10 protein-coding genes are annotated in these 16,000 nt (G+C 61.0%); 6 read left to right on the forward strand and 4 right to left on the reverse strand.

Annotated features, from left to right (window positions below):
• Positions 1–41: 41 nt before the first annotated feature.
• Both ACYQ6J_RS10240 and ACYQ6J_RS10245 read right to left on the reverse strand, forming a co-directional pair.
• On the reverse strand, positions 42–2,423 hold the full coding sequence (locus ACYQ6J_RS10240) for an ABC transporter permease (protein WP_460184084.1): 2,382 nt from the start codon (positions 2,421–2,423) through the stop codon (positions 42–44).
• Positions 2,417–3,151 carry an ABC transporter ATP-binding protein gene (locus ACYQ6J_RS10245; protein ID WP_460184085.1) on the reverse strand — a complete coding sequence of 245 codons (735 nt, stop codon included), beginning with the start codon at positions 3,149–3,151 and terminating at the stop codon, positions 2,417–2,419. The genes ACYQ6J_RS10240 and ACYQ6J_RS10245 overlap by 7 nt, the downstream gene beginning before the upstream one ends.
• Positions 3,152–3,759: 608 nt before the next feature.
• Here ACYQ6J_RS10245 and nusA point away from each other — a divergent pair.
• The 5 genes from nusA to ACYQ6J_RS10270 all read left to right on the forward strand — a co-directional run bounded on the left by nusA (position 3,760) and on the right by ACYQ6J_RS10270 (position 11,042).
• The gene (gene nusA, locus ACYQ6J_RS10250; protein ID WP_460184086.1) at positions 3,760–5,166 is read left to right on the forward strand and encodes a transcription termination factor NusA; all 1,407 of its coding nucleotides are present in this window, start codon (positions 3,760–3,762) and stop codon (positions 5,164–5,166) included.
• Between the two features lie 223 nt (positions 5,167–5,389).
• Positions 5,390–8,494 (forward strand): translation initiation factor IF-2, encoded by a 3,105-nt coding sequence (infB, locus tag ACYQ6J_RS10255; RefSeq protein WP_460184087.1) that lies wholly within the window; start codon positions 5,390–5,392, stop codon positions 8,492–8,494.
• A 132-nt stretch (positions 8,495–8,626) separates the two neighbouring features.
• Positions 8,627–9,073 carry a 30S ribosome-binding factor RbfA gene (gene rbfA / locus ACYQ6J_RS10260; RefSeq protein WP_460184088.1) on the forward strand — a complete coding sequence of 149 codons (447 nt, stop codon included), beginning with the start codon at positions 8,627–8,629 and terminating at the stop codon, positions 9,071–9,073.
• A gap of 72 nt (positions 9,074–9,145) precedes the next feature.
• Entirely contained in the window at positions 9,146–10,243 is a 1,098-nt protein-coding gene (locus ACYQ6J_RS10265; protein WP_460184089.1) for a hypothetical protein, read from the forward strand.
• A 217-nt stretch (positions 10,244–10,460) separates the two neighbouring features.
• Positions 10,461–11,042, forward strand: a complete 582-nt coding sequence (locus ACYQ6J_RS10270) for a hypothetical protein (RefSeq protein WP_460184090.1) — start codon at positions 10,461–10,463, stop codon at positions 11,040–11,042.
• 3 nt (positions 11,043–11,045) lie between these two features.
• Here ACYQ6J_RS10270 and ACYQ6J_RS10275 read toward each other — a convergent pair whose 3' ends face one another.
• Positions 11,046–12,869, reverse strand: coding sequence for an FHA domain-containing protein (locus tag ACYQ6J_RS10275; RefSeq protein ID WP_460184091.1), 1,824 nt, complete (start codon positions 12,867–12,869; stop codon positions 11,046–11,048).
• A 971-nt stretch (positions 12,870–13,840) separates the two neighbouring features.
• On the opposite strand from ACYQ6J_RS10275, the gene ACYQ6J_RS10280 reads away from it, so the two are divergent.
• Positions 13,841–14,293, forward strand: a complete 453-nt coding sequence (locus ACYQ6J_RS10280) for a TraR/DksA family transcriptional regulator (protein WP_460184092.1) — start codon at positions 13,841–13,843, stop codon at positions 14,291–14,293.
• Between the two features lie 212 nt (positions 14,294–14,505).
• Here ACYQ6J_RS10280 and ACYQ6J_RS10285 read toward each other — a convergent pair whose 3' ends face one another.
• The gene (locus tag ACYQ6J_RS10285) at positions 14,506–15,477 is read right to left on the reverse strand and encodes a site-2 protease family protein (RefSeq protein WP_460184093.1); all 972 of its coding nucleotides are present in this window, start codon (positions 15,475–15,477) and stop codon (positions 14,506–14,508) included.
• Between the last annotated feature and the right edge of the window lie 523 nt (positions 15,478–16,000).

Below are 16,000 nucleotides of genomic sequence, written 5' to 3' on the forward strand. Positions count from 1 at the left end.
AGCGTCCGTCGGCAAAAGGCGGTACATACCGCCTCGGAAGCTCACTCCCTCACTTTGATCGCCTCCAACCAGGGCATGGCGTGGACGGCCCGCTGCACGATCACTTGCGAGGCCATGCCGAACACGGTCCCCCACAAGACGGTTCGCGCCCAAACTTGCGGCGGAAATGTCGAAGGAATCCGCATGACCTCGGTTTGGTAAGCGTGAACGACGTGGTTCAGCAAGGCGTAACCCAAGGGCAGCCCCAACACGATTCCCGCCAGCGTCAAAACGAGGCTCTCGCGCGCCAGGAGACCGCCGACCTGCCAAGGGGAGTACCCCAACACCTGTAGCGTCGCCAATTCCTGCCGCCGCTCGGTCATGCTAATGATAGCCGAGTTCAAGACCGCTCCGAAAAACAGGCTTCCCGCGAAAAGGATTTCGATCGACAGAAACAACCAAAGATTGCGGAGCAGCGTGTTTTCCAGATTGGCTCGTATATCGGCCCGGGCGATGATGTCCTGCACGGCAGGCCAATCCTTCAAACGGAATAGAATGTCGCGGCGAACTTGCGGATCGGGATCCAATGCCATTTGAACGCGGTTTACGGCGGATTCCTCCTTCAAAATGCCGCGGAGGTAGTCAATGTCGGCGTAGATCGTGGTTCCCACGTAGTCATCCATCAAGCCCGCAAGGCGGGCGACCCGCCATTCGCGAGACCCACGAAGCGGTCGAATCGCTACCGCATCACCTTGTTTCGCTCCCAAAATTCGGGCGAGCGCTCGACTCATCAGCAACCCCGCGGGCGGTACCGCCACCTTACGACCGTCGGCTTCGCGCGGTACGGTCATCGCCGCCCCGGCGGTGATCCCGGTCAAGGCCGTCGTTCGCTCCCGGGCACCGAATCGGATTACGCAAGGCATCACCAAAGAGGGTTCCGCGGCACGCACCCCCTCCAGGCGCAGCAACTCTCGAACGACGTCCGAGCTTTGTTCGTCTTTGAGCCCCAGGGTCAGATCGCTGCGGTACACCCACCGGAAGTGGAAGGCCATGAGGTGGTCCACGGCCTCGGCCATGGAGAAGATCATGGCCATAACCGCCGCTCCCAACATGCCCGCCGCAACGCCCGCCCCGCTGCGAACCCGATGCCGCAATATATTTCGTAGCACGATTCTCCAGGCGGCAGACAATCGGTTCCACAATCGCGGAAACCTTTCCAAGAACACGACTCGGCCCGTACGAGGCGGACGCGGGCGCATGGCATCCGCCGGTCGCAATCGCATGACCGAACGCGTACCGTGCCATCCGCCCAACCCGGCACAGGCCACCGCCACGATCACCGCCTGCACATGGATGTCCGCGTGGAACCGGGCGACAAGCGAGGGGAATTCGTAAAACCGCTGATAGATCGATGTCATGGATTGCGCCATCCACGCGCCCAGCACGCACCCCGCCAATCCGCCGAGCAGACCGATCCAAAGACTGAATTCCAGGAAGTGGCCTGCCACCACGGCGTCCGAATACCCCAGTGCCTTCAACGTGCCGACGACCGTCCTCTCTTGCCCGGCACGACGGATCATCATCACGTTCAAGACCAAGGCGGTTACCACAAGAAAGATCATCGGGACCGCAAAGCCGAAGGTCGCCAATCCCTCGATTTCCTGGGTGAGGAAGTTGTTCGAGGGATAGTCGGCCAAAGGCGTCGTTTGGAGAACGCCGTAATCGTCCAGCATCCTTTCGATTTGTTGCAGCACGTTCTTGACTGCGGCGTGCCCGCCGGGTGAAAGCCTGCCGATCAACTCGTTGGCCGCCCCTTCGAACTGAAAGACCTCCTCGGCAAAGCTCCGTTTGAGGTAGAAAATGCCGAATCCCTTACGATCCGGCACGATCGAGCCTGGACCGAGGGCGTACACGAATTCGCAACTCATCGCGGTCCCCACGACCACGACCTCTTCCTGCTTGCCTTGCAGCAGCAAACGAAATCGACTCCCCGGTTTCAGCCCGTGAGCCTCCGCGAAGGAATGGTTCACGATGACCTCGTTCCGCCTGCCGGGCGTGAAATATCCGCCCATTCGCAAAACGACGTCGTTAAGCACGGGTCGTCGCGTATCCGGAAGCGACAACGCCAACCCACTAATCGGCTTGCGTCCCTCACCCAGATCGACCGTGGCGGGAAAACGGATGCGGGGTTGAATCTCCGTCACCCACGGCAGCGTCCGCAACCGAGCAACCTCGTCCGTCGGCACTTTCTTCAATTGAATCCAAAAATCGGCCATCCGCCCTTGGGCGTAGTAGCGGTTCTTGGCGTCGCTCAAATTGCGATGGGCGGACCGCATGGCCACGTAGCATCCCGTGCCTACAGCGGCGATCAGAACGATGGATACGACGGACATGCCGCCCCCGCGCAATTCCCTGAGCAACCGGCGGTGGAGAACGCTCACCATTCCACGTCCTCCGGTCGCGCCGGGGCGGCTTGGCGGACCAATTCCGCGATACGTCCGCTCTTCAATCGAACGATCCGGTCCGCTATGGCGCTGATGGCGGTATTGTGGGTAATGAGAACGACCGTCTTACCTCGCCGCTCTTTCAGATCGGAAAGAATCCTCAACACCTCCTTACCGGTAACATCATCCAGAGCGCCCGTCGGTTCGTCGCAAAGAATCAGGGGCGGATCCTTGACCAGCGCTCGCGCAATGGCCACGCGTTGTTGTTCGCCGCCCGACAATTGCGCAGGAAAATGCCCCGCTCGTTGGGCCAAGCCCACCCAATCCAGCACCTCATCCGGATCGAGCGGGTGCTCGACCAGTTCCGCCGCCGTCAGGATGTTTTCCCGCGCGGTGAGATCGGCGATCAAATTGAAGAATTGGAACACGAAGCCGACCTCGGAGCGACGATAGGCCGTCAATTGCCTTCCGTTGCCGCGGGTCAAGTCGAGTTGACGATACAGCACTCGACCGCCGGTCGGCGTATCCAGTCCCCCGATGAGGTTCAGGAGGGTGGACTTGCCCGATCCGCTCGGCCCGAGCACGACCATCAGTTCACCCTCCATGATCTCCAGCGAGACATCCCGCAGTGCCTCCACCATTACCGATCCCATGGGAAACACTTTGGAAACGTCTTCCAGACGCAAGAGGGGCGACGGTGCAGGACTTGGGCTTTGCGGACGGTTCATGCCGGCGCACTCTGTCGGCAGCGAGTTCCGGTCGAATGGGTTATTCACTTTTTCCGGTTTCCGTCGTTTGCGTTCCAACGAATCGCAGACTTCGGGTCGGCCTTTCCCAAGAAGGGCATGATCGAAGCCCCCCAGTCACCATCGTGACGCCGCCGATTTGTTGACGCAACCCGTGATGTTCACAACGTTTCGGAAAATCGTTGCCGGCTCGATAGCCGATCGGACGCCCGGATGGAGCGTCGCCCGCAATTTTCCCAGTGCCGCGTCTTGCGGACGCACCCCAGGGCGGAGCTATCGACGCCGAGTGCCGGCGCCGCCTCGCCGCCCCGCGACGCAATACTTGACACCCGAAGGGGGGACTGATATGTTGATGAGATTGCCTGGGCAAGGTTTCGTCGCCGTCATTTGCCGCCGGCGTCAAATCGCCCCCACCGGTTGGGCGCGGTTTGGCGGATGGGGTACAATATTGTCTTACAGACCGGCCGAAGCGTGTTCGGAGATGCGGTGACCTGCCGCGCTCGGGCACGTATTAGGTCGGTGTATGCTTTTGTCCGAGAGCAATCAAGTCCGTGCCTCTGTCGAGAACGGAAGGAGTGGACGGATCGGCGATGAACCCTGACGAACTGCTCAGGATCGTGGACGTCATCCACCGAGATAAGAGCATCGATAAGGAAGTGATCTTCCAAAGTATCGAAGCGGCTTTGGTCTCGGTGGCACGGAAGCGATTCGGCGAGGACGAGGACATTACGATTACCATCGATCGACGGGACGGCACAATCACGGGCCGCCGCGGCGACGAGATTTTGGATCCCGCCCAGTTGGCCGCGCGGATCGGCGCCCAAGCCGCCAAGCAGGTCATCATCCAAAAGATTCGCGAGGCCGAACGCGACGCACTATTCGACGAATACAACGATCAGATCAATCAACTGGTGTCCGGAACGGTCCAAAAGGTCGAGCCTCGCGCGGTCATCGTTGCTCTTCCCGGCGTCGAAGCCATTCTCCCCCGTAGCGAGCAAATTCCCGGCGAATCCTACCAACCCGGCGGACGTGTCCGCGCCATCGTCGCCGAGGTTTCCAAGCAGGGCATTCGCTTGCGCGTGGTCCTCAGCCGTACCCGTATCAGCTTCGTCGCCCGATTGTTCGAGCAAGAGATTCCCGAGATCGCGGAAGGCGTGATCGAAATCAAATCCATCGCCCGGGAGCCGGGTTACCGATCGAAGGTGGGCGTGTACAGCGCGGATAGTCGCGTGGACTGCGTGGGTGCCTGCGTCGGCGTGCGAGGCAACCGGATTCGCAATATCGTTGAAGAACTGGCGGGCGAGCGGATCGACATCGTGCGATGGGACGACGACCTGCTGACGCTTATACCCAACGCCTTGCAACCGGCGAAAGTCGAGGAGGTCATCCTTTGCCAGATGATGGGGCGCGCCATCGTTTTGGTGCCGGAAGACCAATTGTCGCTGGCCATCGGCAAGTGGGGGCACAACGTTCGGTTGGCGAGTAAACTGGTGGGCTGGGACATCGAGATCATGACCCGCCAGGAACTCGACGAACAACTCGAACAGGCCTTGATGGGCTTTGCGTCCTTGGAGGGGGTGACGGAGGAACTGGCCGACCGATTGGTCAGCGAGGGATTTCTGTCTTACGAAGACCTTTCGGTGATTGAACCGGAAGACCTGATGGAAATGGGCGGCCTGACGGAAGACCAGGTCAACCATATCATCGCGCAAGCCGAAGAGAAGGCGGAAGAGGCTTCCCAAATCGCCGCGGAAGAGCGCCGAAAGCAGCGTCAACGGGAGCGTGAAGCCGCCGCCGCTGCCGCGGAAGGCGATATAGGCTCACCTCCGCCGAGCGATTCGGCCGATCCTTCCCAGTTGGAAGGGCAAGAAGAAGAGACGCCGCCGGTGGAGGATACCGCCGAGAGTCACGACGAGGTCGCGGATTCTCCCACGGATGCGAGTGAATCCGTGGAGGGGAATCCGGCATCGGCAACGGTCGTCCGAGAAGAGGATTAACCGACGCCGAATGGTGAGCCTCGGACGCTCGGGGAATTCGCGGCGGGGGTCGAAGCCTTGCTTGCGCCGAGAATTCTCGCTTTCCCAGGGACGGCCTGCCCGCGCGGTCGTCTCGGCTTGCGTCCGATTTGCGGCGAAAGCTTGAAGGAGCGTGCGATGGTTGAAGAGTGAAAGTGATCAAGGGTTCCGCGAGCGGGGATCGTAGGAATCCGGAGGGAATTTTGTGGCGACACGTATTTACGCTTTGGCAAAAGAACTGAAGCTCGAGACGAAGTCCATTCTCGAAATCTGCAAAGAGCTTCAGATGAGCGACAAGACGTCCGGCCTCGCGAGTTTGTCGGACGAAGAAGTCGCCCGCATCCGCGATTATGTCAAACAACCCAAGGGGCGAACGGCGCGGGCGCGGGTCGGCACTGCGACCGCGGCGGATTCGGCGGCGGCCCGCCCGATCCGTCCGGAAGACTACGTTCCCCCGACCGGCGTGACGTCGACCAAAGTCCCCGTCCTCGATCGCAAGCCCAACCGTTTGCCCACGCTGCCCGCGCGCGAGACCGTGCAGGAAGCCACTGCGGACCAACCGCAGGAATCTCCGCCGCCCGCCGAAACGACCGCCGTGACTCCGGAGCCGGTTGCGCCGGTCGAGGAAACTCGAGGCGAGACCGAAATCTTGCCCGCGGCCGAACCCCAGACACCTCCCCCCACCCCGGAATTTGTCGCTTCGGAATCTGAGGTGACGGAAGCGGAATCCGCCGTCGTCGCGGAAGCGGAATCGGCCGTCGGCACGGGCGAAGCAACGCCGGTTTCGGCGGAAGCCGAGGCCCCCGCTACGGCCGCTCCGTCTTCGGCTGAAGTAGTTGAAGGAGAGACGCCAACCGTCGGCGAGGTTGAGACCGCCGCCCCGTCGGAGTTGGCTCCAGCCGCCGAAAAGCCCGAGGCCTCCAAGGAGGAACCCGGAACCGCGCCGCCTCAAGAACCGCCATACGGACCGGACTCCAGCCCCCCGGCGGCCCGCCCGATTCCCGTTCTGCGCTCGCGCCGTGCGTCCACGGCCTCACCCGGCAAGGAGAAGCTGCGACCTCGACCCGATCGCCCTGCGCCGCGGTTGGCGAGGATGGCGCCGATGCCCGCTCCGCAACCGATCGCCCCGGCCAAATCGACGGAACCGCCGCCGCAAAAGCCGGACATGAAGCTGCCCATCGAGGCCCTGCGAGCCTCCAAGCTGGGTGCCAAGCCGCTGGCTGAGCACCTGATGCGTCAGCAAGAGGAAAAGCGGAAAGTCGGGAAAGGTAAAGGAATCAAAGAAAGGACGCGCGACGAGGCCGACGTCGTCGCGCCCGGACTGCCGCGCGAACGCGGTCGGCGCGGCAAGCTCGGCGATGAAATGGAGGGGCTGAAAGCCACTCCGCCCGCCAAGCTGAAGAAGAAGCGGGCCGCGGTCGACGTCAAAGCCGACGACGTCGATGACGAACCCGTCGTTACCGTCCGTCCAACACGGTTGCGACGCACGCGAAGCGTCTCGACCGCCGCACCTCGGAAGAGCAGCGTGGTACTGGAACTCCCTTGCACGGTTCGTTCGTTTGCGGAAGCCTTCGGATTGCCCTCGCAGCGCGTGCTGGCCAAGCTGTTCGAATTGGGCACCATGGCCAACATCAATGCCTCCTTGGATCAGGCCACGGCGGAATTGCTGGCCGCCGAACTGGGCTTGGAAGTGGTCTTTCGCGCCGAAACGGATCCCGAAAGCGAAGTGGACGCCATCTGGAATCGTCCCGACGACGAGGCCGCCCTCAAGCCTCGCCCGCCGGTCATCACATTCCTGGGCCACGTGGACCACGGTAAGACGTCGCTTTTGGACAAGATATTGGGGTTGCACGTCGCCTCCGGCGAAAAGGGCGGAATCACCCAGCATATCCGCGCCTATCGCGTCGAGAAGGAAGGCAAATCGATCGCGTTCGTGGATACGCCGGGACACGAGGCGTTTACGGCCATGCGGGCCCGAGGGGCCAATTGCACCGACTTCGTGGTCCTGGTAATCGCCGCGGACGACGGCGTGATGCCCCAAACCGAAGAAGCCATCAGCCACGCCAAGGCCGCCGAAGTGCCCGTGGTCGTCGCCATCAACAAGGTCGATCTGCCGGGCGCGAGACCGGAGCGAGTGATGCAACAATTGACCGGTCTGGGACTGGTGCCCAGCGAATGGGGCGGCGACGTCGAAGTCATCCGCACCAGCGCCTTCACGGGCGAAGGCATTCCGCAATTGCTCGATACGCTGCTGATGCTGGCGGAACTGCACGAACTGAAGGCGGACTACAACCGTCCCGCCTGCGGCACCTGCCTCGAGGCGGAACTGGAGGCGGGGCGCGGCCCGGTCGCCAAAGTGCTGGTCCAGAAAGGGACCTTACGGCCCGGCGACATCGTGGTTTGCGGCACGGCGCACGGTCGCGTCAAAGCCCTCTACGACACGCTCGATTCGCGAAAGCGGTGGAAGGAGGCCGGTCCCTCCACGCCCGTCGATTTGATCGGTTTGGACGGCGTTCCCGAGGCCGGCAGTCGCTTCGTAGTAGTGGAGGACATCGCCCTGGCCCGACGCATCGCCGAGCATCGCGCCGAGCAGATGCGCCGCCGTGACTTGACGCCGGTGCGCGCGCATGTGACTTTGGAAAACCTGTTCGATCAGATGTCGCAGTCGCATGAGAAGAAGTCGCTGAACATTCTTCTCCGCGCCGATACCCGCGGTTCGATCGAGGCCATCCTCAAAGAGATCACAAAGATCGAGAATCCCGAAGTGCAGATCAAGGTGGTTCAAGCCTTGGTGGGCGGCATCACGGCGGCGGATGTGCACCTGGCGGACGCCTCGGACGGCATCATCATCGGTTTCAACGTGGTGCCCGACGAAGAGGCCCGGCAACTCGCCGAACAACTCAAAGTGCAAATACGCCGCTACGACATCATCTACCAAGTGGCCGACGACTTGAAGGCGGCCTTGGAAGGCATGCTCCGTCCCGAAAAGCGGGAGGTCGATATCGGCCGCGCCTTGGTTCAGCGGGTCTTCTACATCGGTCGCATCGGCAGCGTGGCGGGATGCCGCGTCTTGGCCGGAAACATCACGCGGGACGCCCACTTGCGCGTCATTCGGCAAAGCCGAATCATCGGCGATTATCCGATCGAGTCCTTGCGGCGAGAAAAGGACGATGTACGCGAGGTCCGAGAAGGCATGGAATGCGGTATCAAGTTGGCCGGATTCAATGACATCAAAGAAGGGGACCTGCTGGAGGCGTACCGCATCGAGGAAGTCAAACGGACTCTGGAGGATGCCGTCCAAAGCGTGTGAGGCGCAGCGCCGTTGCCGCACGCGCCCTCGAGAAACCGCCATTCGGTGCACCCGAAAGTGTTCGTTTTCCGCGGTACGGCGACTTGCTCTCACTCGCGATGAGCCTTTCCTCTCGGTTTGGATACGGACAACATGACGTCACGCCGTGCTCTGAAACTCGCCGAAGCGGTTCGCCAGGTCGTTAGCTCGGCCATCTTGTTCGAGGTCAAGGACCCTCGCGTCGCCCAGGTCACCGTTACCTACGTGGAGGTCGCCGAAGACCTGCGAACGGCGAAGGTTCACGTCTCCGTGATGGGCGACGAGAAGCGTCAGCGTTTGGCGCTCCACGGATTGGAAAGCGCGGCCGGATTTCTCCAAGCTCGCTGCGCTGAAAAGATCGAAACTCGATTCACGCCCCGACTGCGATTCGTTCTGGACCAAGGAGTCAAACGATCTATCGAAATCACGCAAATCCTCGCGGAGGTGTTGCCGCCATCCTCCGAGGCTTCGACCTCCGAAGCTTCCGGCGATAAGGAGACGAACGAGGCGGAAGCCCCGGCGAACGACGGAGAGCGTGCGGATCGTCCGCCGACCGTGTGAGTCGGCCTTATGCGCCGCGGAAGTGATCCGTCCGGACGCCATCCTGTTTTCCACTTGCTTGACAGGTCGCATATGAGTCCCCCGAGCCGAGTTCCCCAGTTCACGAGCTTGCAGCAGTTGCTGGCCAAACACTATCGGCCCGACCACGCGACGGAGGATTGCGAAACCGTTCTGGATCATCTGATTTTCGCGGCCTTGTTGGAAAACGCACGCCGGGCTGCGGCATCCGAGGCCTTTCGCAGGTTGCGCACCGAGTTTTTCGACTGGAACGAAGTCCGCGTCAGCACCGTGCGCGATTTGGCCGAGATCGCGTCGGAACTACCGGATCCCACCGGCGCCGCTCTTCGGATCAAACAACCGCTCCAATCCCTTTTCGAGAGCACTTACTCGTTCGACCTGGAGGGGTTGCGAAAACTGACGATCAACCAGGCCCTGGAACGAATCGACAAGATCAAGGGTGTTACGCCCTTCATGCGATCGTACGTGGTGCAACACGCCTTGGGCGGTCACACGATCCCCCTCGACGACGCCGCACTGGCCGTCCTTTTTGTGGCGGGTCTGGCTGACGAGGCCGAAATGCGGACCCGAAGCGTGGCGGGATTGGAGCGGGCGATTCCGAAGAACAAAGGCCTCGCCTTCGCCGCCATGCTGCACGATTGGGCGTCCGCCTTTTACGCCGATCGTCGTGATCCGACGGTCGTGAAAATCCTGAAGCACATCGACCCGAACTCGCTCCAACGATTAGAGGCTTGGGAGCGGCAAATCGCCGCGGCGTCCGCGCCCGCCGAGACTCCCGCGCCCGCTGCGGAGTCGTCCGCGCAGGCGGCGGACGGCGAAGCGGAACCCACGGCCAAACGACGCGGAAGAAAGCCTCGCGCCAAAGCCTCCGAGGAAACGGCGGCGAAACCGGTAGGCAAGGCGAGCGAACGGGAATCAGTTGCGGCGGAAGAGACGGAGGCCCCGGCGGGTCGCAAGCCCAAAGCCAAAGCCGAGCCTTCGGACCGGCGTACCAAAGGTCGCTCGGAAGCCGAAAGCGGGAAAAAGACCTCTCCGGGCAGACCCCGCAAGTCCGCTGAGGGTTCCCGCGGCCCAAGCCCCACGCAATCCTCTCCCAAGGGCAAATCGGACCGCGGCGAGGCTCGCAAGTCCGCCCGGCGCAAGCCTCGTTGAAAACCAGTTCGGCCCTTCTTTTGCCCTCATTTTGGCGGCCAAAGACGTCAGCCCCCGCGCCGTCTCGCCGAACAAATTTACCGCCCTACCCGGTGTCTTCTTTCTTCACGCCGGAAGCACTGTTATAATGATGCCGCTGGGGCGGAACTTTAGCCGAGCTCGTTGCCGCCCCCAGGGCGTGGTTCGTCGTGCGTCTCAAGGTAAAGGAGGGTAGGTCATGAGCAAGTCCGTGGGATTCGCGGTGCTCGTCACCGCCGGGGTTCTGTGCGCCGCTTCCGGCTGTGGCGTGCGATCCACCGAACCGATGGGAACGTCGCCCGTCTCACTCGTGCCGGATGAATGGAACGGAACATGGCAGGTACCGGGCTTCGGTGGTTTCTTTGTAGCCAAGGTGACCGACGCCGAAGCAGGTAAATTGGACCTTGCCGTCGTAGCCGTCGAAGACGAGCGAATTCAAATGAGAACTCTCCACGTCCAGATTCGTGAGTCGGGCGGTTGGTTCTTTTTCTCGGTCCCGGTAAAGGAATTCGCCGAATTCGGGGATCAACCCGGAGACGGTTATTTCTGGGGACGCATCAAGAAGGAGGACGACCACGTAGTCTTGTGGTCGCCGCACTTCAAACGGATCGAGGCTGCCCTAACCGAGGGCCGTCTGCCCGGCAGGAAAGTCTCCGACGGCGACATCGAGTTGGGGTCGTTGAAAGACTCCCACTACCAATGGATGACATCCGAAAAAGCAGGCGTCTTGTTCGAATGGGAGGATCCCAAAGTCATGATCCGAATGCCAATATACCGCTAAGGCTCACTCGACCGAAGCGTCCCGCACGTCGGCCTGCGGTGCTGGAAGAGCCTTGTCGTCGGTCCCAAGCGGGGCTTTGTCGCCGGTTTGCAGCTTGAACATTTCGCGCGAAATCCGGCGTTCCGCCAATTGCAACTGCCCCCGCGGATTGACGATGAGTCTCCCGCTCAAGATCGCGTACTGCAAGGCATAAACCAAAAGCGCCATGGCGGCGGCGACGATGCCGTACACGCCGAAGGCAGGCAGTCGGCCTGCCCAGGCGAGTGCCCCCAAAAGCAGACCGCAACCCAAGGCCGTCGCCATGACGGCCAGTTTTCCTTGCATGGCCGTGCGGAGTTTGGCCTTCGCGTAGCGATCGATCGCCCCCTGAGATGCCAATACAGCCAGTTCCCGCATGGCCGCGAAATCCACTGATTTTTCCGCGGCTTGCGGGCGTTTTCGGGCGGGCATCGCCTTGGGACGCTCATTCTTTTCAACGCTTCGCAGTTGCGGTCCCCCGTCTCGCAAGCCAATGGTTCCATCGCCGTCCGCGGTTGCCCGTGCGGCATGCCTCTTTTCGTCCCGACCCCTCACACGAGACAGCAGGGACTGCATGTACGTATCGACTTCATCGGTGTCGGAATCGACGGCGCGGGGAGCCCCGGTGTTTGCACCGGGATCGCCCGCCAGGCCGGTACCGGATTCGAAGCGGTTCACATCCCGCTCCCCGCTCCGGTCAGGCTCCTCGGTGTCCCCGTCCTGCCATCGCAACCATTTCGCGGAAATCAGGGAAGTCGCTTCGTCCTCGTCGCTTTTGGGAGCGTTCAAGGGCGTCTCACGGACCGACTCCGGTACGACGAGATTGTGCCCGTCGTGGGATGGTCGCGCGGAGGTCGTCGGCTCAAACGGATCCGAGTAATCGCGCTTGTTGTTGACCTCTGACGTTTCCGGGACGGTGGCGGAGGGATACTCCGCGGGAACGGACGACACGGAGATGGTTTGCTCTTTTCGTTGTAGAGCGTCTTCCCGGTCGGACAACTCTCGCTCCCGGGCGGCAACCTCGGCGACGCGGCGGCGGAGTTCCTCCTCATCTTGTTGTAGACGCGTCTCCCGTTCCGCGATCCGCGTTTCCCAACGCCGTAGCTCATACTCCTTGGCGGCAAGGTTACGCTCAGCTTCCTCCGCACGTGCCAAGCGGTCGGCCGACGCTTCCAATTCACGCCGATGTTGCTCGGCCAATTGGCCGCACTCCGCCTCCAGTTCTTCGACCCGCTTTTCCTTTTCCGTCAGGCGACTTTCCCAAGTTGCAAGTTCGTCCTCACGGCGTCGCAAAGCGTCCGCGAGACGTTGCAACTCTTCTTCTCGGCGGTCAATCGTCTCCTCGCGGCGTTGCAGCCTCTCCTCCCGGTGAGATCGCTCTTCGGTTTCTTTACCCAGTCCCTCGGGCACTTCATTTCGGTCGGCATCGCCGGCGTGTCCGGCGGACGGGGAGTCTGGGCTTTCGTGCGCGTCATCCTGGTACTCCAGGACGACGGGACCGATTCGCAATAGGTCTCCATGCCGCAGTTCCGCCTCCGAGAAGGCTCGGTCGTTCAGCAAGGTGGCATCGTGTGTGGGACGCACGATGGTGCGCCGCCGCCCGTGAATGACAAAGCAGTGCACAGGCTGGACGCCTCTCGCGCGGATGCGAAGTGTGCAACCTTCAGCCGAACCGATGCTGATTCGGGTCGCGTGCAGGCGAACCTCCCGCCCATCTTGCGAGCTTCCGCGAACGCGGAACACCAACGGACGACGCCCGCCGGAGCCTAAGTCGGGTTGCAACGAACGGTTCTCGACCGCAGTGGACATAACCAATTCCTCTAAATTCCTCTAAATGAAGATCGCGGCAATCCGCAGCGCCCCCCTATAAGAGTTATTTTCCGAGTGTCTCTTCGTCGTTATGATTGCTTGGCTTCAGGATCCCACGGATTTTGAGCGGTACTACTCGCGGAAATTCTTTTCGTCGCGGCATATCATTTGCAAATTCCGGGGAAGCGTTCCGGATCAGTCAAGGTGGCAGGTTCGGCGGGTTGGATGCGTGACCGGAGAGGCTGGTTTCGAGTCTCTGCAATGATCTAGGTCACGCGGAACGGATCGTCAAGCTGGTGGACCCGATCCACCCGTTTAGGGAATAGATAAAAGAAAAAGCTCTGGATATATTTTTCGCTTTTGCCGATCTTGTGGTAGCAATTCCAGAGCGGTAGGGGGTGTGCCCGTCGTCGGTGGGAAGCCGGGTCGGGGTCATTCCGCAGGCGGCGTGAAAACATCGCTGGTCCGGGCCGCGCTCGTTTCGGCAGTTGGGCCTGAATCCATGAACGGCCACGAAATCCGAAGCGGACGGGGTTCGGGAGCGCTGGCTGGAATTCGCTGATTTCTGCGCGAACCGTCGGGTCGGAGCAGTAGTCTAACTACCTCTCGATCCCATCGGTGCGGCACGACTCGCGGTTAAGCCGGAACTTACCGCGTAAATATGTAGACTTAGGAGAAATGGGGAGATTTTGCCGATAAACGACGCTCCATTTGTGGTTTCAGGCCGAATTTCCCGATTTTTGTGAAACTCACGACTAGGCTAAGCGTACTATACTTGCGATGGCGAGTTTCTCTCAAGAGTGCTTTTGAGATGCTTTGATTGGGTTGGACCGGTCTCAAGCAATTCGGATGTCTTGACCGGTAAGGAACGACGGCTTACGGCAACTTATGAGAAGGGGTCGTTCGAAGAAGAAAGACTGAGGGGGGGACCTTCAGCTGCTTCTAAGATCGGACACCGAGGTGGAAGGGTCATGAACCGACGACAATCCATTCTGAACATGCAGCAGATTCTGCTGAAGCGGCGGGAGGCTTTGCGCCGGGCGCTGGCGGGTGACTTGAGCCTCCTCAAGGAAATCAAAACCGAGGCGGGCGGAGACATTGTCGATTTCGCCCTGGATTCCGTCCAGGACGAAATCAGCTCTAAGCTCGCCGAATTGGAGAGCCGCGAGCTTCTCCGCGTGGAAAAGGCCTTGCAGCGCATGGAAGAGGGCCAGTACGGCATTTGCGAAGGGTGTGGATGCAGCATCCCCATGGCACGCCTGACCGCCCTTCCGTACGCAACGCTGTGCATCAAATGCCAGCGCGAGGCCGAACTGGAAGATCGCGAGGACGACACCCGTGATATCGATTGGAGTCGGCTGTCCGATTCCGGCAGTTCCGATGCCGACTTGACCATCAACGATATCGAGTTGGACGTGTCCTGACCTGACGGACGGTCTGGGTTGGGCTCGACCCTCGCTCCGTTGAAACCGAAACCACAGGGTGTATCAAAACGGTACACCCTGTTGCATTTTCTTGCCAGGAGATTCCGGCTCATCGAGGTCTCAACGGCAAGATGAACCGGGTCGATCCCCAAGGAAATCGGACCTCGCGCCTTTGTGGGCGACGCGAGGCCTAAATCGACGGCGGCCAAAACTCACAGCATGAGCGGTTGCGGCGTGAATCCGATGATCGGGAGGAAGAGAATCATCCAACCGAGGACGCGCCGCCTCCAGCCTAAGGGGGCTTGATCGTCCGCCGTGGGTGGGTGCTCCGGTCCCATCAGCCCGAGCAGGAACAAGAGCAGAATCCATCCCCAATATCCCCCCAAGACCACCGCCGCCGTCGCCCCCATCAGCACGAACAGGGACACGAGGTTTGCGGCGGGACCGAGCAGGGCGTACAGGACGTGCCCGCCGTCGAGTTGCCCGATCGGAAAAAGATTCAGGGACGTGATCAATAGCCCCACCCACCCGGCGAAGGCCATGGAATTGAGGTACACCGTGTGCGTAGCGGGGATCTCTCCGAAGAAGAGTCTCGCCAACCACTGAAAAATCAGCGGCTCACCCAATTGGATCGAACCTGGACCGTTTTGAATCGGTTTGACCTCGGAAAAATACAGTCCGATTACGCAAAAGATCAGCGATGGGATCAATCCGGCCAGCGGGCCCGTGATGCCGATATCGAAAAGCTGCCGCCGATTCAGTCGCCGAGTGTCCATGGCGATCACCGCGCCGAATGTCCCGATGGGAGAAAACGGCATAGGGAGAAAAATCGGCAGCGTCGCCGGTGCCCGATACCGGACCGCCTGGAGGAAGTGCCCCATCTCATGGCAGAACAAGATGGTCATGAGACAGACGCTGTAAACCAATCCGTCCCAGACCGAGTGCAACCCGCCGCCCGCCAGAAAGGTGCTCACGCACGTCGCCAAAAGCAGACCGATGAACAAAGGCCAGTTTCGCCGACGTCGTTGCGGGGGACGCGGTGGCGGGGACACTAACTCGGCGACGATGATTTCGTCCGCAGAGCGCTCCCGATTCGTTGCGATATGCACGGGAAACGCCCAATCCGTGAGTCGCTCGTCCGGCAGACGCTCATAACCGTCGTTCGAAGGCGGGCGAATTTCCATCCATCAATCTTTCATCGAACAATCCAACTTGGGTGACGCGACTTCTTCATCCTACCTTTTTCTCCCGGCCTGACCAACCGTGGTGACGCGACGCTGTGCATCGCGGCGGGGGACGGCCACCGGAACCCGATCGACGAATCAAGTCGGCACCGGCCCCATTATCTTCGCTATTCGTTGCCGGCGGTCTAATTTGACATCAATTCACCCGGCCAACGCTCGCTTCTCTCGCGTTTCTCGCGGCGCGCGGCGCCGTCGTGGTGTATCTTTGCGAAGATAATTCCGTCGCGATCGGGCGGAATCGCGTATTCTCACAAAATGCTCGCACAATCCAGGTCTTGATGGCTCGACGGCCGATGATTCTGCCGGTTCTTGTGATACCGGCGATATGCATACTTGCCAACATCTTCCTGTATCCCCAGGTCCAGGAAGAGGTTCGCCGTTACGTCAAGACCTCCCGTCAACAAAACGGCGGTGCCAAACCAATCAGTCCTTCTTGGCGAGGTCAACCCGACGACTCAACCGA

This window comes from Thermopirellula anaerolimosa (assembly GCF_054657335.1).

Coding starts and splice junctions, on each gene's coding strand:
- ACYQ6J_RS10240 (WP_460184084.1), bottom strand. CDS start 2,423: ATGGTGAGCGTTCTCCACCGCCGGTTGCTCAGGGAATTGCGCGGGGGC.
- ACYQ6J_RS10245 (WP_460184085.1), bottom strand. CDS start 3,151: ATGAACCGTCCGCAAAGCCCAAGTCCTGCACCGTCGCCCCTCTTGCGT.
- nusA (WP_460184086.1), top strand. CDS start 3,760: ATGAACCCTGACGAACTGCTCAGGATCGTGGACGTCATCCACCGAGAT.
- rbfA (WP_460184088.1), top strand. CDS start 8,627: ATGACGTCACGCCGTGCTCTGAAACTCGCCGAAGCGGTTCGCCAGGTC.
- ACYQ6J_RS10265 (WP_460184089.1), top strand. CDS start 9,146: ATGAGTCCCCCGAGCCGAGTTCCCCAGTTCACGAGCTTGCAGCAGTTG.
- ACYQ6J_RS10270 (WP_460184090.1), top strand. CDS start 10,461: ATGAGCAAGTCCGTGGGATTCGCGGTGCTCGTCACCGCCGGGGTTCTG.
- ACYQ6J_RS10275 (WP_460184091.1), bottom strand. CDS start 12,869: ATGTCCACTGCGGTCGAGAACCGTTCGTTGCAACCCGACTTAGGCTCC.
- ACYQ6J_RS10280 (WP_460184092.1), top strand. CDS start 13,841: ATGAACCGACGACAATCCATTCTGAACATGCAGCAGATTCTGCTGAAG.
- ACYQ6J_RS10285 (WP_460184093.1), bottom strand. CDS start 15,477: ATGGAAATTCGCCCGCCTTCGAACGACGGTTATGAGCGTCTGCCGGAC.